This is a genomic window from Mucilaginibacter sp. R-33 (genome assembly GCF_049949235.1).
GTDB lineage: Bacteria > Bacteroidota > Bacteroidia > Sphingobacteriales > Sphingobacteriaceae > Mucilaginibacter.
The window spans coordinates 1,360,603-1,384,932 of sequence record NZ_CP188089.1; the positions used below are offsets into that span (position 1 = coordinate 1,360,603).

Sequence of the window (24,330 nt, forward strand, 5' to 3'; positions counted from 1 at the left end):
GAACATTTTAAAACAGCATAAATTTTTTGTAATCTGTTAGGATGGTATTATCGCATATCAAAATACACCACGTAAGTCTTAAAACCTGATTATAAAAACAGCGTTAGCAGATGTGACGCTAATTTTGCCCTCAGTATTTTTAAAGAATTGTTTACCTGCTTTCTAACAGTTAAGGGGCTTATTTCCAATATTTCGGCAATTTCGTTGTGCGACAGGTTTGAATCCCTGCTTAACTCAAATATCAGTTTCATTTTTGGGGGTAAAGAGCTTACTTCGGCCTTAATCAGGGCAATGAGTTCTTTATTTCTTAAATTTTCATCCGTGGTAGATTCACAGGTGTGCTCAAAATTAATTAGTGAGGTAATGTAATTGGCTTTTACTTTCTCGTGCTTAAAAACATTTAAAACCTTGTTCCGGATAGCGGTACATAAATAAGCTTGTAAACTGCCTTTAATATCAATTGATGTCCTTTGGTCCCATAAATGGATAAAAAGCTCCTGTAAAAGATCTTTAACGGTATCCCTGTCCGGCAATCTTTTATACGCATGCTGATATAACGCTCCGTAATAGCGCGAATGAATCGCCGTAAAAGCAGATATATCATCTTGCCTTACCAGCGTTATCAAATCGTCGTCACTATATTTACCGTACAAAGCCATTAAAGTTTACATTGATTATAATTTGCAAGCGATATTTATTGATTGCTGACCATTGAGGTCGGGGATAAACGAATCGCCTGAAACGGGGCCCTTGTTTATCTATTGTATAATTGTTATTACAAATTAAGAGGACTGGAGTGATTTTAAGCGCTAAAGTTCTACGCAACCGTTTGCGTTAATTTGGGCGAATCAGCTTTAACAAAAAGTTTCTTGCCCTCAATGCAAGCGCTATGTCGCTTTAATCCGCTGATTAAGAGCGCTATTTTTAACTGATTGGTAAAGATTTTACCGTCGGGGTAATTAATACAGGCTTTCAATAACAACACTTCGCGGTTATAAAACTCAAAAAACATATTTATGAGCCTTGTTGCGATAAACAAACGTTTGCGTTGAATTTATTTGTGACAAATTCTTATATCTGAAAGCATAGACGATGTCGATCCGGCGACTTGAAATAGCTGAATATAAGTAAGTGTTCAATAAGCTTTCTTACAATCACAACAGGTGATACCTTCCCCGTTTTATGATCCGGTAAATTATTTTTACTTTTTTTTATTTTTATCTACTCCCTCCCCCCGGTTGTAGTTGTATATGGGGTAATAAGGATGATATATCCTTTAACGATTATGCAACCACAAGACATTGAAAATTTAATAGAACGGTATAACAGCGGCATGACTACTCCGGCAGAGAATGCTTTGGTTGAAAGCTGGTATTTAAAATACAAGCACAGCGATCCTTATTTGTCGCAGGAGCAATTGGAAGAAGATCAGAAAGAGAGCCTTGATAATCTGCTGAATGAAATACAGGGAAGGACAAAAAGGATACAATTATCGCGTTGGGCAATAGCTGCTTCAATACTTTTTTTTATGGCTGTGGGGGGATACTTTTTTATCATTAATAATAATTCCCGCCGGCAAATAGCTGAAGTTAAGCCTCAGAAACAGGATGTAGCCCCCGGCGGAAACAAAGCCATATTAACATTAGGGGATGGGAGTACCATTGTATTAAATGGTGCAAAGATTGGAAAACTCGCACGTCAGGGTAACATCGTTATAAAAAAAGCCGCCGACGGCCAAATTAGTTATAGGGATGTTGTTGTGGACTTCCATCCGTCAAAGAACATTATATATAACACCGCAGCTACGCCGCAAGGCGGGCAGTATCAATTTATTTTGGCCGATGGTACTAAAGTATGGTTAAACGCATCGTCATCAATAAAATACCCGGTAGTTTTTAATGGTAACGAACGTAGGGTAGAACTTACCGGCGAGGCCTATTTTGAAGTTGCACACAATGCCAAAAAGCCGTTCAAAGTTATCTCAAACGGGCAAACAGTAGAGGTATTAGGCACCCATTTCAATATCAATGCTTACAATGATGAACAGGCTGTTAAAACTACCCTGCTCGAAGGCAGTGTAAAAGTATCAGCAGGGAAAGTGAGTAACATCATTAAACCGGGCCAGCAAGCAAGGTTTGACCACGGCCTGATCGATGTTATGAATGTAGATGCGGATGAAATGGTCGCTTGGAAAAATGGATTTTTCTTTTTTGAAGACAATAATATTCAGGAAGTAATGCGGCAGCTTTCGCGCTGGTATGGTGTGGAGATCAGATATGAAGGGCAATTACCCTCACGGCGGTTTTCGGGCGAAATTTCCAGGAACGTCAATCTGTCACAAATACTGGATATTCTGAGCTTCAAGCAAATACATTACAAAATAGATGGGAAAACAATTATTGTAATGAATTAACATCTGTAATTAACCAATTATTCACCTCAAAATAAAAGGAACCATATGGAAAAATAAATACACATCCGGCCTTCAAAATTTAGGCCCATCCCCATAAGGTTAACTCAAAAAAAACGCATCCCGAGGGCAATCGGAATGCGGATAAATGTTGAGTTAACCCTCCCCGCAAAACGGGAATATGTTTAGTGTCTCTAACTATCTGTTAACCCAACTCAGCAAAAGTATGAAATTAAATGCTTTTTTAATGGCCATGCGTTGTCCGTGGCCGCGCAAAATGTTATTAGTTATGAAATTGACTACCTTGATCATGTTAGTTGCCCTTCTTGAATGTAGCGCAAAAGTGTATAGTCAAAAAATTAACCTGGATGAAACAAATTCCTCACTGAAAAAAGTACTTAACCAGATAAATAAACAAACAGGATATGTGTTTTTTTATGATTCAAAAGATGTACAGAATAAAAGTGTAACCATTCATCTGAAAGATGCCTCAATAGACGAGGCTTTAAAGGAATGCCTTAAAAATCAGTCCTTAACTTATAAAAAGGTTAATAACAATATTGTCCTTCAGCAAATTGAAAAGGCTGTTGATAACGTGGTTACCAGTTTAAATGTAAGCCCGGTTAAGATAAGCGGGCAAGTATTTGATACCAAAAACATACCCCTGGCCGGCGTGACTATTTCAGTAAAGGGAAGTCAAGCCATCGCTATATCCGACGCCAGTGGTAAATTCAACATAGAGGTGCCGGATGGGAACGCAACACTCGTTTTTTCATTTGTTGGCTATGTGAAAAAAGAATTGCAGGTTACTCCCGGTACACCTATGCTGGTAAAGATGGAAGCCGATGTAAGCGGGCTCAGCGAAATAGTTGTGGTTGCCTATGGTACACAGAAAAAAGAAAACCTGACAGGTGCAATAGGTGTAATTAAATCATCTGCACTTGAAAACCGCCCTACATCTTCCCCCGCCAATTTGTTGCAAGGCCTGTCGCCGGGCGTTACCGTTACTACGCAAGGTAGTTATCCCGGCGCAAGCGCTAATATTAAAATCAGGGAATCCTCCACCTGGCAGGGCGGAACAGACCCGCTATACGTGATAGACGGTTTTGTAAGGGATGCAACAACATTTTCTACCATTAACCCGGCCGATATCGATAATATCAGTATCCTGAAAGATGCCGCATCAACCGCGATTTATGGTATCAGGGGCGGTAACGGTGTTGTTTTGATTACAACAAAACATGGCGTAGCCAATAAAACCTTTATATCCTACAATGCATCATATACCATGAATAACCGTGAAATTACACCGCGGAGAATGAATGCTTTTGATGCTTATACTTTTGCCAATGAGGCGTTTGCCCAAAAAGGTTTGCCGGCAAACGATCCAAGCTACTATACGCCTGACGAATTAGATTATTTCAAAACACATTCGTACGATTGGTTAAAAGATACTTGGCGTAATCCCTGGAATACTTCACATAACTTAGCCGTGAGCGGTGGTTCGCAAGCAGCCAGGTACTACATCTCGGCAGGTTATTTCCAGCAGGAAGGGGCAACCTCAAATTCCTTCCGTAAATATAATTTAACAGCAAAAATAGATGGACAAATCTCTGAGCGGTGGAGCTATAATTTAAATATCCAAAGCGAATGGAATAACGGCAGCCGTCCGTTCTGGGCCTATGATTATGGGGATTTCAATTTGTCGAACATGTACAACAGGTTGTTAATGGTAAATCCCGGCCGGCCGTCTTTTATTAATGGCCTTCCTGTTGGCAACTTTGATAATACTAATACCGCCAACCTGGCAAAGGGAAATGGTGGTTACACCAAGCCGTCGGGTAATAATATCACCCCGGTTTTTCAACTGAAATATGATATCCCCGGCATAACCGGACTATCAGCAAAAGGTACTTTCGCCTACAATACCACCAATAATTACACCAAAGCATGGCGTAATGCACCTTACATTTATTATTTCCAAACCGGTGGCGACCATAACCACATCGTTACCGATAAGTTGGATTTAACACGATCAGGAGGCTATCAGATATTAGATCAGGCCCAGATTTCCGGAATTGGTGCACCTACAGAATTGCAGGAGTCATATTCGCAGTCATCTAATTACCAACTGGATTTGATGTTGAATTATGACCGATCTTTTGGCCTTCATAATATCAGCGCGTTTGCCGGCTATGAACAATCGGCATACCGGGGCCATTATTCAAACATCTGGGACGATAATTATAGTAACCCTAACTATCAGCAAATTAACGGCGGATCAACCAATAGCACCGACTGGTACATCAGGGGCGATCAGAACCAGCCTACAGGCTTCGCTTCCTATTTTGGCAGGGTCGACTACAATTACGCCTCAAAATATTTGCTGGGCTTTACCATGAGGGCTGATGGCTCTTATATTTTCCCGGCAAATAAGCGTTGGGGATATTTCCCGGCCGTTTCAGCAGGCTGGAATATTGCCAATGAAAACTTCTTCGCAAATTATACTAAAGTCCTTGATGTCTTGAAGCTGCGTTTTTCTTACGGTATAACCGGCACAGATAATACCGCTCCATGGCAGTGGCAACAAACCTACAACTTTAACGCAAACTCAGGTATTTATATAGGATCCGGGCTTCCGCCTTCAACAACGTTGGGTTCAACTATCAACCCCAACATCACATGGGAAAAAAATCATAACTACAACCTGGGTTTAGACTTTGGCATGCCAAAAAGAATCCTTACCGGAACTGTTGATTTATGGTACAAAAAAACCACCGATATCCTTGGTGCACGTGTAGCATCGGTCCCAAGTACTGTTGGAGCAAGCTTGCCTGCAGTTAATTATGGAATAGCATCGGCACGGGGTATTGAGCTATCTCTTAGTCACGAACGGCACATCAATGACTTTTTCTATCGTGTGTCTGGCAACTGGTCATATTCTGCCAACAAATATCTGAAGGTTGACCAGGCCGCATCAGTTCGTGGTTACCAGAATTTGATCGGACAGCCAATCAACGGGGTTATATGGGGTTATGTATCCGACGGAATTATCAGAACACAGCAGGACGTAGATAATATTTTAAAAGCTAATGGTCCTAATTTCACCATATTTGGTAGCAAGCCACAGCCCGGGATGTTGATCTACAAAGATATCAGGGGCCCGCTGGGTACCGATTCGCCCGATGGGAAAATTGACGGGAACGACCAGCAAATCATTTCAAAAAACGGGGTACCGCGTGTTAATTATGGCTTCAACTTCACATTTGGCTGGAAAGGGCTTAACCTCACCGCGGTATTTGCCGGTTTGGGTCGCTACGACATTATGCCTACCGATGTTTACTACAGACGGCCTTTGCCTGGTAATGATAATTTAACCATCTGGAAAAGTGCATGGACTCCGCAAACAGCCTCTAGCGCCACGATGCCAAGTCCTATCATGACCGACTGGCAAGGCACAAGCAATAGCGAGGTGTCATCTACATTCTGGTTAAAAAATGGCGCTTTCCTGCGGTTAAAGTCCTTAATTGTTGACTACAGTTTGCCGGCAAGCTTGTTGGCGAAAATAAAAGTTAAAGCTGTGAAAGTTTATTTCAGCGGCGAAAACCTGTATCAATGGAACCATGTAAGCGATTGGGACCCTGAACTGGGCGGCGATTTCAGAATGTACCCGGTATTAAGAGGGTTTACCTGCGGGCTTAATGTAACACTTTAAACATTAAATTATTAGATCATGAAACTTAAATTCAATATACTATTCGTTTTATTGGGGATGATTGCTTTAACAATATCCTGTAAAAAGGTATTTGATGTTGATCATCCGGGAGGCCCAATTACGCCGGAGCAGGAATGGGGCAGTCCTGATTTTGTAAAAGGATATGTAACCGATTTCTATAATATTTTACCTTCCTGGAACAGGAACGAAGAACTGGCCGGCGAGGCTTATTCTGGCGGCAGCGGCGGAAACGGCCTTAACTCTTTCCTTAAAGGCACCTATACAAGCCAAAGTGGTTACCCCGACAGGGTTTGGGATTGGGGAAGGGTAAGGTCTATCAATAACTTTTTTGCAAATATTGATAAAAGCAAATCTGCTTTATCCGATGCCGATTATAAAAGCCTGAAAGGCCAGGCATACTTCTTCCGCGCGTATTTATACTATAGGATGGTAAAAGTATTAGGAGGGGTACCGATCATTACAGCGGTTCAGGACCCAACGGCCGACATAAATACTTTACTGGTAAAAAGGAATTCATCACTTGAGTGTTTTGATTTTATTGGCAAACAGTTGGATAGCGCAATTAATTTATTGCCGGCTACCTGGGGTTCAAATGATATTGGCCGGGTTACCAAAGGCGCTGCTATGGCGGTAAAAGGCGAAGCCCTGTTATTAAAAGCAAGTCCTCTGTTTTGCAAAACACCTAATGCCACTTATTGGAATGATGCTTATAGTGCCTTGCTGGCCGCTAAAACTGAGTTAGATGCTGATGGTTATGGCTTATATACAGATAATACTGCAAAACCAAATGAGAACATGTGGTATGATAAGGCAGGGGCTGCTAAGGAAATGGTTTTGAGCTTACGTTACCATTATCCCGAAAAAACAAATGGCTTTCAACAAGGGCAAAGGCCTTTAACTGAAACCTCTGGCGCTGCAGGCTCCTGCGATCCAACCTGGGAGATGGTGCAGGCTTATCCCATGAAAAATGGTCTCCCAATTTCCGACCCGGCTTCGGGATATGACCCTGCAGAGTTTTGGAAGGACAGGGATCCGCGCTTCTATCAAACAATTGTATATAATGGCGCCAGGTACGACTTTGCGGATATTACACCACGTGTGCAATGGATTTTTAACACGATAGCCGGTGATGATGCGTACAAAGCCACACCCAATTATAATATCACGGGTTTTTATTGCCGTAAGGGGATTGATACCACATTGGGTTCAAGCGTTTGGAACCGCCAGGCTTTTGATTGGCCTATCATCAGGTATGCTGAGGTTTTACTTAACCTTGCCGAGGCTGCTAATGAAGTACAGCACCCGGCCGAAGCAAGGGCCTATATTATTCAAATCCGCCAAAGGGCCCATATCACAGCAGGAGCAGGAAATTATGGATTGGCTGCATCGGTTGGTTCTGATTATCAAGCCACGTTGAACGCTATTATGACCGAACGGGCTATAGAGTTTGCTTTTGAAGGAAAACGATTTTGGGATTTAAGGCGCAGGCGGATGTTTAGTGTACTGAATAACATGGGCACGCTGCATGCTTACGGGCCGTACTTTAACAGCGCAGCTGCATCCTCTCAATATGGTATTGATATTACGCAAAGCAATAGCGGGATTGCTGCACAGCTTTCTAACCTGATAGTTAATTCACCTGCATCGTTTGATCGCAATGCTTTTCTTAAGGCTATTACCAATTACAAATATGAGCCGATAGATCCTGGTGCCACCAGTCAAATCAATATACCCGATGCCTATTATTTCGGTCCTATTGATCCGCAGTATATTTTACAAAACAAAAATCTGCAGCAAAATATAGGATGGGATGGCGGAACATTTAATCCGGTGATACAATAGGTGCCGAATGTGTTTTATTTTTTAAGTGTACTTCCGGTAATGAGACTACCTGAGGTTTAGTTGAAGAGGCGTCGCTGTATGGTGGTACAGGGCGCGCTCTTTTATCATTGATCAGAATGCGGTGCTTAGAAATTGGAAATGCTTTTTAGTTGATTATATATGAGTTTTTATAACATGATAAATAAATTGAACACAGGTTTTTTAGTTCTCCTGGCGTTCAGCATGATGCTGGTAATTCACCCGCAGGCAAATGCACAAACCATTACTTTAAACACAAAGTTTGTTACGCTTAGTATAAACAAACGTGGGTTCATTACCAGTATTAAGGATAAATCATCCCATAAAGAATATTGCCCTGCCGGTAAAGTTTCTGCCTTGCTTAGTCTGTACAAAGGCGAAAACTATATACTGCCGGTAGCTGCTGCATTTAATACGCTCAATAAGCGCATTACGCTACACTATCCTAATGGTTCGGTTGCAACGGTGCAAACTGATGAAAAAGGGGAGTACGTACGATTGAAACTGGTATCGCTTAAGCCGCGAAACGGGGTTGACAATATCGTTTGGGGCCCTTATAAATTAACTATCTCTAAAACAATAGGAGATATCCTGGGCGTAGTAAGAGATGATGATTTCGCATTTGGCATACTGGGTTTAAATGACAATACCACCAGCGGCCCCCCAACAGGAGGCGACATGTCTTTCATGTACTATTTTATTCATTCGCCTGATCCCCTGAAATACCCCTTGCCGCCAAATCTTAAGGAAGGTCAAACTTTCACAATAGGCGGAGATGGCATAAATGATGTGGCGTTTTATTCACATCCGGAAGAGTATTACCGGATGAATTACGGAAACGGAGCAAGACTTGAACCCGCTTTTGGTTCTACCGTTTGCATGCACTCAAGAGACCGGAGAAAGGAACAGATGATACGGTTCCCGGTGTTACCCGATAATTTGGATGGGAAGGTAAATTCGGCCAGGTACCAGTTGGTGCCGCCGGTAAATGCCGATTTTATCGGATCTTCGGTTGCTTTGCTTGCCTGCCCCGATTCTGTCGGGCTCCGCATTATCGAACAAATAGTTTTAAAGGAAGGGCTGCCGCATCCCGAAATTGATGGTCAATGGATCAAAGATCCTAAAGCATACCGCCCCGACATCGCGTGGCATGGCGCTCATGACAGCCTGATCACCTATGCTCATCAATTAGCCATCAAAGGAATACAGGATGAAGGATGGGGCGAATATTATCCCAACCCACAAAATCGCTGGACCAACAGAAAAATAAATTTCAACAACGCAGCTCCCATGGATATTCCGCAATATGGCGCATTGATGAAAAAAAATGGGATCAGGTATGGCCTGCATACCCTGTGCGAATTTCTGCAGCCTGATAATAACAGCGATGTGGCTCCGGTACCAAGCGATAGCCTCGCCATTATGCAGCGCACATTGATAACCAAAGATCTTACTGATCAGGACACGGTTATAACGGTGGCCGACAGGGCTTATTTCAACGAGTTTGGCGGGTGGGAAGGTAACCATACCAATGTGCTGAAAATAGGGAAGGAGCTTATAGAATACAATGGCATTAGCGAGAGCAAGCCTTACACCTTTTTACATATCAAAAGAGGGCTTTATGGAACAAAAAGAGGTACCTATAGAAAGGGTACCACAATAGTAAAGCTGCAGCCTAACTGCTATCGTGGTTTTGTTCCGGATATGAATTTGCAAAAAGTATATGCGGATTATTATGGCAAGTGGCTCACAGAAGGAGGGATGGATTATATTGATTTTGATGGCTTGGAGAGCTGTATGTACCAGGGGCAAGGGCAGTACTCCTTTAAGCAGTTTTTCAGGAAATTATTTGATAGCTACGCAAAAAATGGAGGTGATTATCTCCGCGTAATGGGGAGCGCGGTTTATGAAGGCAACTGGCATTATATGAGCGTCTGCAATGTTGGCGGCGGCAATAATATGTTTAATCCGGTATTGAACCAGTGGGGAATAGAGGGAAAAGATATGCGATATGTTTTTGAGAGCAGTTATTTAACTGCAACATTCGGAATAGTTGATTTGCACAGTGATTGGAGTTTATACGACGCAGAAAACCTGGAAGCCAAATCAATTGGATGGAATGCAACCTACATGCTTGGTTTGAGCCAGCATGCTGTTGAAAATTGCCCGGAAAAGAATAACATTTTCAAGGCATACCGCGCCTGGGAAAATGCCAGGGCATTGAATATTTTCACCAAAACAGTAAAAGAGCGTTTAAAAGATTTAAATTATAAATTTCACCTGGTGCAAAACGGCGAAAAGTCTTTCGTTTTATATCCTGTACGTGAAGCCCGTTTTCCTGACCAGCAATACACTGTCGAAAAAAATACGTGCCGGTTAAATAATGAATTTGATGCGCAGCCGCTGGATTGTGCGATACGGATATCATCTGCCGAAAAAGCCGGATATGCTGACGGGATCAGGATCACGTTTCAGGACGGTACAGAACTTTCAATCGACAAAAAAATTACCAATGGCGAATTTATTATCCTGAAGGATAATGCTTGCTATGTAGCGGATAAGAACAGAAAGAAGATCGCTGAAATTCCAGCCCAGGGCAATTTGACACTACCGCATGGGGCATCGTCAATCCAGGTTAGCGCCCTGCATAATAGCAATCAAAAAGTAAATATGGAACTGCTGGTTTCATCTGTAGGACCGGGCATAAAACTTTGATGATTTAACATGAACTTTAACAAAAAAAGCTGTCTTTCCGCATTCATAATTTATACATGTTTATTAGGCATTGCCCATGCGCAGGGAGTAAAAAAGCTTATAACCCCAGATTTTTTAAAAGCTGTGCATGGAAGTATGCATGTAAGCGCTATCCAATATGAGGGTACCAAAGCATTAAATAAATTTGCGTTTGGGAACAATAGCCTGACAACAGACAGTGCCCAGTGGTCGCTTAACTTAACCGCAAAACAGGGTGCAAGCGCCGGGATATTGGATATCACCGCCGATATTAAGTTAAAAGAAGGCCATGCAGCTGCCACGGCCCTGGAGGTATCTTTTGACTTCAGCCGCTGGAGCAGGAAGAATTATGTTATGGTGCCTGCAAGTATGTATAACGGGAACAGGTATCCTGCTATTGGCAACGGGTACAATCCACCCTACACCAGGGATATGTACTATAACCCCAAAGTACCGCTAACCATTTCAAATAACCCCAGGTTATCCGCAGAACCCGATAAAGCATCGCTGGTGCAGTTACAAACCGCCAACGCAGCAACGCCGGCAATGTGCTTTTTTTCACCATCGCTAAAGAAAGGCTTTATCCTGTTGACCACCCAGCAGACCCAGTTGGGCAATAGTGGCCTTACCATTGCAGAAAATGCAAAACAAGATAGTTGCAGCTTTAGCATTTCGGCACCGGCAGTGCGCAGACTGGCGCCCGGGTTTGGGGATTTTCATGAAAGTGGTGATAAAGCACACGACTGGAAACCCGGCGACCATATAACCATTGCGATGAGGTTATATGTATTTGATGCCCGCAGCATTCCCGATTTGCTTACGAAGTTTATGCAGGTACGTAAGGATATAACCGGGCCAAATAGCCCCCGCAATGTATTACCTATGAGTAAGTTACTTGCAGTAGGTTCGGCAATATGCAGCGGTAATTTTATACATGTTCCTGCCGGCAGTTATTACAAGCCCGAAAATAATGACGATTTTCAGTTAGGTTGGGTGAGCGGTATGATGAATACCTATCCTATGCTGGCGCTTAATAATGCAAAAGAACGTGAGCGGGTGGCGGAGGAGATCGACTTTGTTGTGAATAAACTTCAGGGGAAGAGCGGCTTTTTTTACGGTGGAATAGAAGCAAATGGCCGCCTTCTTTTTGAAAAAATGCACCCCGATTTCGCGGAAGGCCAGGCTATGGTACGCAAAAACAGTGACGCTTTATTGTGGCTGATGAAACATCTGTTGCTGCTGAAAGCGCAGGGTTTTGGAGTTATAATTAAGCCCGAATGGGAGTCGGCCGCTAAGAAACTGGCCGAAGCTTTTACTAACACCTGGAAAAGATACGGCGAGTTTGGGCAGTACATCGTACCCGAAACTGGCGAGATAGCAGTGTTCAATTCCACGGCTGGGGCGATAGCGCCTGGTGGACTGGCCATTGCGGCAAATTACTTTAATCATCCGGAGTGGCTTGGAGTAGCCAGGGAGGCTGCAAATTATTATTACCAACGCGATGTAGTAAAACAGGGCCTCACCGGCGGCGACTGCGGGGATATTAGTATGGATGCTAATTCAGAATCAGCATTTGGTTTTTTAGAATCATTGATGGCCTTATACAACGTTACGGGCGATAAAAGCTGGTTACAGAAGGCTGAGGTAGAGGCGGCGCTTTGTTCAACCTGGGTATTGTCCTATGATCCTGTTTTTCCGGCCGGCAGTCAAATTGCAAAGTTGAACTGCCATATGGCCGGTGCGGTTTGGGCCAGCATTCAAAATAAACATTCGGCTCCGGGTATCTGTGAAGCCTCGGGCGATTACGTGTTTAAATTATACCGGGCAACAGGTAATAAATTATATGCAGATTTAATAAGGGATATTCAACATGCGCATGCCGAAGCAGTGAATATGCCCGGCCATTATACTACCAACAACCTTATTGGATCGAGCATGGAACGAATTCAACCCAGTGACGCCGAAGGCCGGGGCAGTGTTGGCAATTTCATAAACACCCGGAATTCGTGGACGGAAACGAACGGTATGTTAATGGCCATTGAACTGCCCGGAATTTATCTTCAAACAGATAAGGGGAAACTCCTGGTTTTTGATCATGTGGATGCCGCTGTTTTGAAGAAGGATAAGAAATCGACCACGCTACTGATGAGTAACAACACCAGGTATGATGCCAACGTAGCCGTTTTTGCAGAAAGCAGCACCCAGGCTTGGAAGCCGCTTCCGTATACAGCGTTTTTACATTGGCCTAAAGTGATGGTAAAAGCAGGACAAAAAGTACAGGTGCAAATTACAGGCGGTAACAAAATTTTGGCAATTAAAACACTCAACTAAAAATATGACAAACACTGTCGACTCAAAAAAAAGGCGGGACCTGGTAAAGGGGATAGGGCTGCTCGCCATATCATTGCCATTGGGGGTAAAACGCGAACCGAATGTTTTGGCCGCGCCGCATGAAAAGAAACGGGTATTACGGGTAGCGCATATTACAGATGTACATATCCGCCCCGAATACAATGCCCCGGAACGTTTCGGGCGCTGCATTGAAGAAATAAAGAAACATAAGATCGATTTTTTTCTAAACGGAGGTGATTCCATATTCGCTGCCGACTACAATAACATTACCCGTGAACGGGTCAACGAACAGTGGGCGATATGGAAAAACGCTCGCGAAAGATTTAAGGGATATGAAGTATACAGTTGTTTGGGCAATCATGATATGTGGTGGGCTTGCCCTGACAAATCCGACAGCATGTATGGCAAACCGCATGTAATAGCTCAACTTGAAATGCCGGGCCGCTTTTACAGTTTTGAAAAGCATGGGTGGCATTTTATCATTCTCGACAGCAATAATGATAATGCAGGTTCATTAGATGCCGAACAGCGAAAATGGCTGGAGAACGACCTTGCGTCACTGCGGCGCGGCACGCCCGTTTTGTGTATGAGCCATTACCCGATTTTGGGCGTAAGCACCATAATGGAAGGAGGCAACCATACAGATGCGAGATATATCACTAATTTATTTAATAAACACCGGGACAAAACAATCACTTGTATAAGCGGCCATATCCATTTACTTGATGAGGCCGGTTATGATGGCGTTCGCTACTATTGTAACGGCGCCTTAAGTGGATTTTGGTGGGAAGACGGCGATAGTGATTCGGCGGCTAAATGTTATTACCGCGAAACCCCGCCCGGCTATGCTATATTAGATTTATTTGAAGATGGAAGCGTAAGTAACCGCTATTATCCGCATTCGTTCTGACTGAACAGGTTATCCGTATAGTGTTACTTTTAAAAGATTGAACAAATTGAAAAGAAATAAATGAAAAGAAAGCTGTTTTTTTCGACGATTGCTTTTTGGGGCATCATCAACACCGGCAGTTCACAAGAAGCGAATAATAAATTACCCGCCTGGAAGGAAAACGACAGGCCAATCCTTTCTCAGGATTGGCTGGTAAGCCCTGTTCAGCAAAAAGCCGATGTTTATGCTGATGGTAAAAACATTATTTTGAGCAATGGTTTGGTAAAAAGGACCTTCCGGATTCAGCAAAATGTGGCCTGCATTGATTACAGCAATATGAGCAACGGCCAGCAATTGCTGAGGGCTGTAAAGCCCGAAGCAAAGTTAACCGTTGATGGCAGGGAATATAATATCGGAGGCCTTTACGGGCAAAAGGAGAATGCCTATCTGCTGCCCGAATGGGTTAGCGGATTCAAAGGCAATGAAAATGATTTTCAGTTTCAATCCTTTTCGGTAACGGATATTCCTCCTTACATCCGCTGGAAACCGCGAGGATGGGCACTGAATACCGCACCCGGCTCCGGTAAAATGTTGTCATTTACCTATAAATCAAATGTTGACGGTTTAAAAGATCTGCTTGTTACTGTACATTATGAACTGTATAATGACATTCCTCTTATTGTGAAATGGCTTTCGGTTCAGAATAAAGGAAATAAAGCGATAACGTTAAACAGGGTTATAAATGAGGTGCTTGCAACGGTAGAGGAGGAGAGTGCCGTAGTTGGCTCGCCGGCGCAAATGGAAAAACAGCACGGCCTTTATCTGGAGACTAACTATGCCTTCAATAACTCTATGCGATATGATATCAGCGACCAAACTACCCATTGGAAAGCCGATAGTAATTATACATCACAGGTAAATTATAATTACCAAACGCCGTGTTTATTAGAGGTATATCCGGAAAAGGCTACTGGTATAGCGTTGGGAAAGGGGCAGGTTTTTAACTCGGTTCGCACTTATGAGTTACTGATGGATAGTTATGACCGCGAAAGGCGGGGATTGGCTATCAGGAAAATGTACAGCACCATAGCTCCATGGACAACAGAAAATCCCATCTTCATGCACCTCGTAAGCCGTAACGATGATGATGTAAAAAAAGCTATAGACCAATGCGCGGCGACAGGATATGAAGCCCTGATCCTCAGCTTTGGAAGCCATTGCAATATGGAAGACAGTTCGGCTGTCAACATACAACGCTGGAAAACACTATCCGATTATGCACACAGTAAGCATATCCTGATAGGGGGCTATTCTTTATTTAGTTCAAGGCGGATCAGCGATGAAGATGATGTGATCGATCCGGTAACAAAAAAGCCGGATGCCGCTGCGTTCTTTGGTAATGCCCCTTGTTTGGGCAGCAAATGGGGCCTGGCCTATCTGGGTAAATTAAAATACTTTATTGGTAAAACCGGGTTCGACATTTTTGAAAATGACGGCCCTTATCCCGGCGATGTTTGTGCTTCAACTACACACCCCGGCCATAAAAACCTGGATGATAGCCAATGGCAGCAAATGGAGTTGCAAAAAGGTTTATATCATTGGTGTAATGAGCATGGTGTTTATGTGAACGCTCCCGACTGGTATTTTTTGGATGGCACCAACAAAATTGCCTTAGGTTACCGGGAAGTTAATTTTTCTTTGCCGCGCGATCAGCAAATGATCCTGAACCGTCAGAATATTTTTGATGGTACCTGGGAAAAGACCCCTGCCATGGGCTGGGGATTTGTACCGCTTACCCGCTATCAGGGCGGTGGCCCCGAAGCCGTGCTGGAACCGCTTTCGGATCATTTGAAAGATTATGAACAATTGATGGCGCAATATTACGGGGCGGGAGTCCAGGCCTGTTACCGCGGTCCAAGATTGTACGATACCGAGGCTACCCGGAAGATGGTGGTAAGTGTAATTGACTGGTATAAAAAATATCGCAGCATCCTTAACTCCGATATTATCCATCTTCGCCGGGCCGACGGCAGGGACTGGGATGGTTTGCTGCATGTGAACCCGAAACTAGGTACAAAAGGAATGATCATGCTTTACAACCCGCTTAAAGTTGCGATCACAAGAACCATTAAGGTACCCCTGTACTACACAGGTTTAACAAGTTCGGCCCTGCTCAGGGAAAAGGGAGGGGTAGTTAAAAAGTATCCTGTTGACAGGAAGTATGAGATCACGCTAACCTTCAATATTGCGCCCGAGAGTTATACATGGTTCACTATTGAATAAATGGCTACGGATATGGTTAAAACCACCGGCGAAGCGACAAAATTACCCCTCCAGTTTTCTCAATTGTTATTTACAACCACATCGAAATTCATTTGAATGATCTCAACAAAAAAATTAATCACGTACATCACGTTCTTTGTTTTAATACAATCGGGCCTGCACGCCCAGGTGAATAACATTGCGCCGAATATTATACCGGCGGTTCATCAGTGGCAGGCAGGTAGCGGCAGCTTCATTATCAATTCTGCTACGGTATTTAAATTTAAGCCATCTGTATCAACACAAAAAACTGTTGCAATATTCCTTGAAGACCTGGCTGCGTTGCGAAGCAAGGAGCAACAAGCCGGGTTACAGGCAAAAGGAGGGAAGAATGATATCATCATAAAAATCAAACCGCGGCGTCATTTAACCCAACTCCAAAAAGAATCTTATCACCTGGAAATCAAGCCGGATAAGGTTATTATAAAGGCAATGGATGAGGCAGGTGTTTTTTACGCTACCAGGACTTTGTTGCAGTTAATTGAACAGAGCACCGATAAGCAAAGTATTCCTTGTTATACTATTTCAGATTTCCCTGCCTATCCTTTTAGGGGATTTATGCTGGATGTCGGGCGCAAATTTTTCCCGGTATCGCAGCTGAAAGATTACATATGCCGCATGAGCTGGTATAAAATGAACCAATTACAATTGCATTTAAACGATCAGGCTTTTCACGGTCAGCATTATGCAGCTTTCAGGGTCGAAAGTAAAACATATCCGCAGCTAACAGCAACAGATGGATTTTACACACAGCAGGAAATCAGGGATTTGATACAATACGCCGCAGATCGTAGCATAAATATTATCCCTGAAATTGATGCGCCCGCCCACGCCATGAGTATTTTAGATATTGCCCCCGAGCTAAAAAATGAAAAGTTGCAGGATGGACAGCTGGATGTATTAAATCCCAAAACTACCACCATGATGGAAAAGATCTTCGATGAATTTGTGCCGTTATTTCCATCACCGTATTTCCATATCGGAACTGACGAATACAGATTTAAAAAGGCTACTACGACAGAAGACCGTAAGACTTTTGCAGCAGGCTTTTGTAACTATATCAATCATTTCAACAGATACATAGGTGCTAAAGGGAAAAAAGTAATGATATGGTCCGGATACAACGAAATGCCGGGATTTACCCCTATTGATAGCAATATAATGATTGATATGTGGTTGGGTAATAATGCGAAGGAGGAGATTAAAGCGGGTCACCAGGTGGTACAATCAACGGACGGGTGGCTGTATATTGTTCCGGGTACAAATTACTATGGCGTAGATAATAAGTTTTTATATGAAAAATGGGCACCGAATGATTTCGGGCCAAACCAGCAGCTAAACCCGGGCGAACCTGATTTGTTAGGGGCGAAGCTGCATGTATGGAATGATCTTGGGCCAATGGGTTTTACCTATCATGAAACGGCAGAAGAGGTTGCGGTGGCTTTACCCGTAATGGCCGAGAAACTATGGGGCAATAAAATGTCACCTACTTTTGATGAATTTATAAAGAGAGTTGACGGCCTGAAAAACGTACCTCAGGTAAATGATACAAGGCTATTGGACGCTTCCAAAAACAGTGATCCAATCATTGACGTCGATTTTAAAGAAAATACTTTGCCCGATGCTGCAAATAAACAGCTAATAAAACCTTTAACAGGTTACGAATCAAAATCAGTATTAGCGCTTGATCAGCATGATTTTGTTCGGCTAAACTTACCAGCCGACGAGTTAGAACAACCCTGGACATTGAGCTTCCGGGTTAAAAAAACAGATACCCGCGATACAACGACGGTACTGTTCGAATCGCCTTACGGAACAATTTTCCTGAACCTTAAAGATAAAAAATCGGGCAAGACCGGTTTAGGTATTGCCCGGACTGTTGGCTATAAAGAGTACGCAGGTGAGGGTGAAGATTTTTACCGGCAGGTATTTACCGGCATTGTCCCTGTAAATAAATGGACGCAAATAACTTTGACCGGCGGGCATAATACCTGTACTTTGTATATCGATGGCAAAGAAACAGAGTCAGTCGAAAAGCAATTCGTTTGCCCGCTAAAAACAATAGGAAGCAGCTGCGGCCATCTTTCAGCTTCATCATTTTTAACTAACATAAAAGTGTTTGGCCGGATATTGAACAGAGATGAAATAATGGCATTGTATTTAAATGCTAAGCTATTAATCGATTAATTAAAGAAAATAGGTTACCATTCCAAATAGCTGGTATTGATTGTTTATAGCCAGCCGTTTTAATTTGATGATAAGGTAGAACGAAATACAGCTTACTATTGGCTGGGGTGCACAAAAAATGAGCCTCTGATGCTAAATTGGGTTTTCCTTATACGCGGGCTATTCAAACAGTGCTAAGATTAAAACAACCATTACCCTTTTGTTGCACCGATGATGGTTTAATTGAAAACGGCTTAGAAATTTTAAAAACAGCTTGCAAAAAAAAGAGTTCACCAATTAGCGGCATTCAAAAGTCATTGAAATAACATAATCGAAAATTTTTTATTAACAAACTTTATTTGAGACCGAAGGGTCTCTATATTTGTGTTGTCATGAAAAAAGGAGAAAGCACCCGGCAACGTATAATTGAGGAAGCCGCAATGATATTTAACAAAAAAGGTATTGCCGGCACATCTGTCAGCGATATTATGGAAGCTACAAAACTGGCGAAAGGAGGCATATACCGGCAATTTGAAAATAAAGAGGCAATTGTAATGGAAGCTTTTAATTTCCTTTCGAAAAGACTGATTAATGCGATCGATGACAAGATTAAAAGCCAAACCAGTGCAAAGGACAAATTATTTGCAGTGCTTGATCTTTATCATGACCGTTTATCGCTTGCAGAAAACGGAGGATGCCCATTATTAAATTTTGGCGTGGAAACTGACGATACCGATCACGTTATCAGGGATCGCGTTGCACTTGGCATCAAATCAATACAGGATAGATTTGCCCGAATAATTTCAGAGGGTATACAAACAGGTGAATTTAAAAAGCATATTGACCCACATGAATTTGGTATATATATGTTTAATTTATTGGAAGGCACGATACTTACCAGCCGGGTGTTTTCTAATAAAGGCCAAATGAAAATGGTTACTGACATGCTCAGGAGCGAAGTCCTGAGCTTTTTGGAATAAATTTTTTTGATATTATTGAGACCTTTTGGTCTCTTTTTGGATATTAATTTTAAAACTTAGTACAATGAAAGCAATTCAATTTACGCAACACGGGGCTTATGAAAATTTAAAGCTTATAGAACTCCCCGCACCCGATTTACTGCAGGGACAATTATTGGTAAAAGTTAATTTCGCAGCAATTAACCCGGTAGATAATACAATCAGGGCCGGGCTTATCCCACAAGCTCAAAGGCTGCCTATGATTTTAGGCAACGAGGCCGCAGGGATTGTTGTAAAAGGTAACAATCAGTTCCCCAATGGAACACGAGTTATTATATCGGCCTTTACCCCGGCGGGTGTCATAAGAGGCATCGCATCTGACGGAGCATGGCAAAGTCATCTTGCTTTATATCCTGAAGAGTTAATTAAAACACCGGCAAACCTATCAGACCAGGAGGCTGCTTCAGTTTTTGTAGGTTTTTTTTCTGCTCAGGCCTGTTTAAATAAAGCGGATTTTGCACCGGGCAAAACTGTGCTTTCTCTGGCAGTGGGTGGCGCAGTTGGCAATGCGGGCGTGCAGCTGGCTAAGGCACATGGTGCATCATTGGTAATAACAACAGCAGGATCGGCCTCAAAAGCAAAAGCTGCGGAATTAGCAGGTTTTGAAAATGTAATTAATTTGGAAAATGAAAGTATTAACGAAGGCGTTATGCGTATTACCGGTGGAAAAGGGGTTGACATCGTTATTGATAGTGTTGGTGGTAATTTAACCGGCAACGCTATTAAGGCCCTGGCCAGAAATGGCATCATCGTAAACATTGGGTATTCTGCAGGGGCACAGTTTACAGCAAACATTACTGATTTTGTGTGGAAGGGCCTTCAAATGCGGGGGCAAAGCCTTTCGGGCTGGTTTACAGCCGAGCAACAGCAATATGTATGGAATCAGCTATTACCATTACTTGCTAACGGCTCTGTAAAACCAACGGTAGCAAAAGTGTTTGATGCCGCCGATGCACCGGAAGCCCAGCGTTATTTAATAGAGGAAAAGCCTTTTGGAAAGGTGTTAATCAAATTTTAAATCAGCTCATTGCATATTAAAACACTTAAAGCCGCTTTAACTACCGGTCTTTAGGAGTTCATTTATCGTTTGGGGTACGAATTTTAGCAAGGGGAATTGATCTTCCGGTAGCCCGCAGATGATCATCAAGCTTATTTCAAGCAATAAGATAAAAAAGCGGCTGAATGCTTACATTTGGCTATCTGACTATGAAAACGACCTTACTGGCGTATCCTTGCGTCTTGATTTTGATGTGCTGTGCTTTCGTACAGCAGGAGCAGCCCCGCCGCTTCGAGCTGAAGGGATATGCACAAGGTACCACATATAGTATCGTGTATTATGCGCCCGACAGCCTGATGAATACAGCGCAAACGGATAGCCTGTTAAAGCGTTTTGATCAGTCGGTGTCCTTATATCAGCCTAATTCGCTTATCTGCCGGTTCAACCATTCTGCAAAAGGTATCCGTATAGATGAGATTTTTCGTGTGCTGATCACCCGTGCGCTGCAGATCAGCCACGCAACCGGGGGGCTGGTTGACCCCACAGTGAAACCTTTGGTTGATGCCTGGGGATTTGGTGTAATTAAACCGGCACATGACCCCGATCGGAAAGAAGTACAAAACCTCCTTCATCATGTAGGAGCGGATAAAATCAGTTTGAAAGGTACTTTTTTACACAAAACCCAACCGGAAGTACAACTGGATCTCAACGGCATCGCGCAGGGCTATTCTGTCGATCTGCTGGCTTCGTTATTGGAACAGCATTCCATTCATAACTATCTCATCGAATTGGGTGGCGAACTGCGCATTAAAGGCCATAAACCCGGAAACGAACCGTTTAAGGTGGGCATTGAAGGCATCAGTGGCGATGACCTGAATCCGGCCCCGATGCGGAAAGTGATTGAGCCGGGGGATGGCGCCATTACTACATCCGGCAATTACCGCAAACATCATGAAGCAGGCGGCAAACAGGTTTCGCATCTGATGGATCCGTTAACAGGTTACCCAATACAAAACGAAATGATCAGTGTTACCGTTTATGCGAAAGATGCAATAACAGCGGATGGCTATGATAACGGGTTTATGACAATGGGATTAAAACGCACGTTGAACTTTCTGAAAAACCGGAAGGATCTGGGTGCTTATATTGTATACCGGAAGCCGGATGGCCGTATAGCAGATACGGTTACTGCTTACTTTAAAGGATATCAACAATAAAACTGGATAAATGGAGAGAAGAACTTTTTTGAAAAATACAGGCCTGCTAACAGGCGGACTATTGCTAAACCAAAACCTGAGCGCAATACAGCCCGGGGCCGATCCCGTTAAAATTGCAGTGGTAGGCTGTGGCGACCGTGGTACCGGGATTATGAATATCCTTAACGGAATGCCCGATCAGTTCCGCATTACAGCCTTGTGCGATGTGCTCGATTTCAGGCTGACAGCAGCACAAAAACTGGTTAAGCCTGGTTCAGTGAAAATATATACGGATTACCGTAAATTAATTGATGATAAGCAGGTGGAGGCGATCATCGTTGCTGTTCCGCTGTACCTGCACTATGCTGTGGCTGCTGATGTTATCCGCTCGGGCAAACATTTATACCTGGAAAAAACGATGACCTATGCCATTGATCAAGCGCTTGAGCTTGTGAGCCTGATGCATGGCCGCGGCAACCAGGTGCTGCAGGTTGGTCACCAGTACCGCTATTCGCCTTTATATTACCGGGTTAAAGAGATGATCAATAAAGGCTACCTGGGCAAAGTAACGCAAGTAGATTGCCGCTGGGACCGCAATGGCAACTGGCGACGCCCGGTGCCTGATCCTTCACTGGAACGGGCCATCAACTGGCGCATGTACAAAGAATATTCGGGAGGACTGGCGGCCGAACTGCTTTCGCACCAGATTGATTTTATTAACTGGGTTTTTGATACCCATCCGCAGGAATTTTTTGCCACCGGCGGGATAGATGTGTTTAAAGATGGCCGGGAGACCTATGATAATGTACAATTGATGTTACGTTACCCAGACCTGGGCCTGATCGGTAATTTCGGCGCAATGTGCGGCAATGCGCATGACGGCTATCTTTTCAAGATTAAAGGTACCCTGGGTACTGTATCCCTGCTAACTGATCAGGGCATGTTTTACCCCGAGAAAAAACTATTGAAAGAAAAAGGGACTGTAGACGGCGTAACCGGTGCAACACGTATTGTATGGAATAAAGAAGGAGGCACACCCATTCTGCCCGAGGCGACGAAAGATGGTACCTGGTATGCATTCAACGATTTTTATCAAAAAATACAGCATAATGAGCTACCGGATAGTAATGTATTCACGGGAGCCCGCACCGCCATCAGTGTGCACCTGGGCAACCAGGCGCTGTACAGCAAAAAGATCTGCAACTGGGATAACAGTTATAAAATTGGATAATTAGAAGCCCCGATATCGCAAATATCGGGGCTTTGTGTTTCTATAACTATTTGATTTAGCAATTTTAAAATTTAGTCTTTAAAAAAAAAATCAAAATAAATTTGCGAAACCAATTAGTTGCGCATATATTTGCAACCAATCAGTTTCTTATTTAAATAAACCAAACCATGAAAACTAAAATCCTATTTGTTTTATGCCTGTTAACCGGGCTAATGTTTATCAACGCCGGTCTTGACAAATTTTTTCATTACATGCCCATGCCTAAAGAAATGCCCGAAAAAATGGTGAAAGCGGGGCAGGCCTTTATGCAAATAGGCTGGCTAATGCCGCTGGTGGGTGCCATGGAAATCCTTGGCGGTCTATTATTGATTATCCCAAGAACCAGGGCGCTCGGCGCATTAGTACTCGTACCTCTTTTAACCGGTATTTTATTGGCTAATATTAGTATGGCCCCATCAGGTTTACCTATCGTATTAGTATTGATCGCAATTGTTCTTTGGGTAATTATTGACAATTGGGAAAAATACCTGCCCATGATCAGGAAATAAGTTTTAAATGAACCGGCGGTCTTATTAACCGGTTCGTAAATAGTACTTCAATGAGAAGAGATATTTTTCAGGCTGTTGCCGACCCTACACGGCGGGCTATCATCGCCTTAATCGCCTTACAGGCAATGACACCTAATGCCATCGCCGAGCATTTTGACACTACGCGGCAGGCAATTTCAAAACACCTGAAGGTTTTGACCGAATGCGAACTGGTGAAACAGGAACACCAGGGGCGTGAGATCTACTATCAACTGGAAATTGACAAAATGAAAGAAATAGACAAATGGCTGGAGCAATTCCGTAAGATTTGGGAAACTCGGTTCCTGCAACTCGATAACCTTTTAGCTACCTTAAAAAAACAACAAAAATGAAAAACAACATGCACTTTGATTTTATTGCAGATAAGGAAAAAAATACGCTGACCATCAGGCGTGAATTTTTAGCCGACAGGCAACTGGTTTGGGATTGTTACACCCGGCAGGAATTGCTCGACCAATGGTTTGCGCCGGCACCCTTAACCACCAAAACCAAGTCAATGGATTTTAGCGAAGGTGGCCACTGGCACTATGCCATGGTAGAGCCCAACGGTACAGAATACTGGGGCTGGACAGATTATCTGAAAATAAAACCTATTGATTACTATACATCATTGGATGCTTTCTGTAATGCAGAAGGTGAAATAAATAAGGATCTTCCCCGCGCGGAGTGGCTTGTGAATTTTACCGACAAAGGAGAAAACGCTTTGGTAGAAACCATTGTAACTTACAAATCGCTTTCAGATTTGGAAACCGTTATCCAGATGGGTATGGAACAGGGAATGATGGCAACCCTCGAAAAGCTCGACCAATTATTATTAACCTTAAAAAAGTAA

The 24,330-nt window shown here is 43.1% G+C and carries 16 protein-coding genes; 15 read left to right on the top strand and 1 reads right to left on the bottom strand.

From position 1 onward, the window contains the following. Nucleotides 1-89: 89 nt before the first annotated feature. Nucleotides 90-659: an RNA polymerase sigma-70 factor gene (locus ACP26M_RS05950; RefSeq protein WP_426587026.1), complete on the bottom strand. Its 570-nt coding sequence runs from the start codon at nt 657-659 to the stop codon at nt 90-92. Nucleotides 660-1,285: 626 nt separating this feature from the next. On the opposite strand from ACP26M_RS05950, the gene ACP26M_RS05955 reads away from it, so the two are divergent. The 15 genes from ACP26M_RS05955 to ACP26M_RS06025 all read left to right on the top strand — a co-directional run bounded on the left by ACP26M_RS05955 (nt 1,286) and on the right by ACP26M_RS06025 (nt 24,330). Beyond that, the gene (locus ACP26M_RS05955; protein WP_426587028.1) at nt 1,286-2,413 is read left to right on the top strand and encodes a FecR family protein; all 1,128 of its coding nucleotides are present in this window, start codon (nt 1,286-1,288) and stop codon (nt 2,411-2,413) included. Between the two features lie 286 nt (nt 2,414-2,699). Then, nucleotides 2,700-6,125, top strand: a complete 3,426-nt coding sequence (locus ACP26M_RS05960; protein ID WP_426587030.1) for a SusC/RagA family TonB-linked outer membrane protein — start codon at nt 2,700-2,702, stop codon at nt 6,123-6,125. 18 nt (nt 6,126-6,143) lie between these two features. Further along, nucleotides 6,144-7,988, top strand: coding sequence for a RagB/SusD family nutrient uptake outer membrane protein (locus ACP26M_RS05965; protein ID WP_426587032.1), 1,845 nt, complete (start codon nt 6,144-6,146; stop codon nt 7,986-7,988). A gap of 174 nt (nt 7,989-8,162) precedes the next feature. Continuing rightward, nucleotides 8,163-10,721: a hypothetical protein gene (locus ACP26M_RS05970; RefSeq protein WP_426587034.1), complete on the top strand. Its 2,559-nt coding sequence runs from the start codon at nt 8,163-8,165 to the stop codon at nt 10,719-10,721. A gap of 9 nt (nt 10,722-10,730) precedes the next feature. Then, nucleotides 10,731-13,070, top strand: a complete 2,340-nt coding sequence (locus tag ACP26M_RS05975; RefSeq protein ID WP_426587036.1) for a hypothetical protein — start codon at nt 10,731-10,733, stop codon at nt 13,068-13,070. 4 nt (nt 13,071-13,074) lie between these two features. Then, nucleotides 13,075-14,001, top strand: coding sequence for a metallophosphoesterase family protein (locus tag ACP26M_RS05980; protein ID WP_426587038.1), 927 nt, complete (start codon nt 13,075-13,077; stop codon nt 13,999-14,001). A gap of 60 nt (nt 14,002-14,061) precedes the next feature. Next, nucleotides 14,062-16,263: an alpha-galactosidase gene (locus tag ACP26M_RS05985; protein ID WP_426587039.1), complete on the top strand. Its 2,202-nt coding sequence runs from the start codon at nt 14,062-14,064 to the stop codon at nt 16,261-16,263. Between the two features lie 96 nt (nt 16,264-16,359). Next, nucleotides 16,360-18,489 (top strand): family 20 glycosylhydrolase, encoded by a 2,130-nt coding sequence (locus ACP26M_RS05990; protein WP_426587041.1) that lies wholly within the window; start codon nt 16,360-16,362, stop codon nt 18,487-18,489. Nucleotides 18,490-18,860: 371 nt separating this feature from the next. After that, entirely contained in the window at nt 18,861-19,448 is a 588-nt protein-coding gene (locus tag ACP26M_RS05995; protein WP_426587043.1) for a TetR/AcrR family transcriptional regulator, read from the top strand. Nucleotides 19,449-19,512: 64 nt separating this feature from the next. Next, on the top strand, nt 19,513-20,505 hold the full coding sequence (locus ACP26M_RS06000) for a quinone oxidoreductase family protein (protein WP_426587045.1): 993 nt from the start codon (nt 19,513-19,515) through the stop codon (nt 20,503-20,505). 188 nt (nt 20,506-20,693) lie between these two features. Next, nucleotides 20,694-21,701: an FAD:protein FMN transferase gene (locus tag ACP26M_RS06005; protein WP_426587047.1), complete on the top strand. Its 1,008-nt coding sequence runs from the start codon at nt 20,694-20,696 to the stop codon at nt 21,699-21,701. A 10-nt stretch (nt 21,702-21,711) separates the two neighbouring features. Further along, nucleotides 21,712-22,911 (top strand): Gfo/Idh/MocA family protein, encoded by a 1,200-nt coding sequence (locus ACP26M_RS06010; RefSeq protein ID WP_426587049.1) that lies wholly within the window; start codon nt 21,712-21,714, stop codon nt 22,909-22,911. A 167-nt stretch (nt 22,912-23,078) separates the two neighbouring features. Further along, nucleotides 23,079-23,459, top strand: a complete 381-nt coding sequence (locus ACP26M_RS06015) for a DoxX family membrane protein (protein WP_426587051.1) — start codon at nt 23,079-23,081, stop codon at nt 23,457-23,459. 50 nt (nt 23,460-23,509) lie between these two features. Then, complete coding sequence (locus ACP26M_RS06020) at nt 23,510-23,830, top strand: ArsR/SmtB family transcription factor (RefSeq protein ID WP_090527244.1); 321 nt, start codon at nt 23,510-23,512, stop codon at nt 23,828-23,830. Then, nucleotides 23,827-24,330, top strand: a complete 504-nt coding sequence (locus ACP26M_RS06025) for an SRPBCC family protein (protein WP_426587053.1) — start codon at nt 23,827-23,829, stop codon at nt 24,328-24,330. The genes ACP26M_RS06020 and ACP26M_RS06025 overlap by 4 nt, the downstream gene beginning before the upstream one ends.

Coding starts and splice junctions, on each gene's coding strand:
- ACP26M_RS05995 (WP_426587043.1), top strand. CDS start 18,861: ATGAAAAAAGGAGAAAGCACCCGGCAACGTATAATTGAGGAAGCCGCA.
- ACP26M_RS06025 (WP_426587053.1), top strand. CDS start 23,827: ATGAAAAACAACATGCACTTTGATTTTATTGCAGATAAGGAAAAAAAT.
- ACP26M_RS05950 (WP_426587026.1), bottom strand. CDS start 659: ATGGCTTTGTACGGTAAATATAGTGACGACGATTTGATAACGCTGGTA.
- ACP26M_RS06005 (WP_426587047.1), top strand. CDS start 20,694: ATGAAAACGACCTTACTGGCGTATCCTTGCGTCTTGATTTTGATGTGC.
- ACP26M_RS06010 (WP_426587049.1), top strand. CDS start 21,712: ATGGAGAGAAGAACTTTTTTGAAAAATACAGGCCTGCTAACAGGCGGA.
- ACP26M_RS05965 (WP_426587032.1), top strand. CDS start 6,144: ATGAAACTTAAATTCAATATACTATTCGTTTTATTGGGGATGATTGCT.
- ACP26M_RS06000 (WP_426587045.1), top strand. CDS start 19,513: ATGAAAGCAATTCAATTTACGCAACACGGGGCTTATGAAAATTTAAAG.
- ACP26M_RS05975 (WP_426587036.1), top strand. CDS start 10,731: ATGAACTTTAACAAAAAAAGCTGTCTTTCCGCATTCATAATTTATACA.
- ACP26M_RS05955 (WP_426587028.1), top strand. CDS start 1,286: ATGCAACCACAAGACATTGAAAATTTAATAGAACGGTATAACAGCGGC.
- ACP26M_RS05990 (WP_426587041.1), top strand. CDS start 16,360: ATGATCTCAACAAAAAAATTAATCACGTACATCACGTTCTTTGTTTTA.
- ACP26M_RS06015 (WP_426587051.1), top strand. CDS start 23,079: ATGAAAACTAAAATCCTATTTGTTTTATGCCTGTTAACCGGGCTAATG.
- ACP26M_RS05960 (WP_426587030.1), top strand. CDS start 2,700: ATGAAATTGACTACCTTGATCATGTTAGTTGCCCTTCTTGAATGTAGC.
- ACP26M_RS05970 (WP_426587034.1), top strand. CDS start 8,163: ATGATAAATAAATTGAACACAGGTTTTTTAGTTCTCCTGGCGTTCAGC.
- ACP26M_RS06020 (WP_090527244.1), top strand. CDS start 23,510: ATGAGAAGAGATATTTTTCAGGCTGTTGCCGACCCTACACGGCGGGCT.
- ACP26M_RS05980 (WP_426587038.1), top strand. CDS start 13,075: ATGACAAACACTGTCGACTCAAAAAAAAGGCGGGACCTGGTAAAGGGG.
- ACP26M_RS05985 (WP_426587039.1), top strand. CDS start 14,062: ATGAAAAGAAAGCTGTTTTTTTCGACGATTGCTTTTTGGGGCATCATC.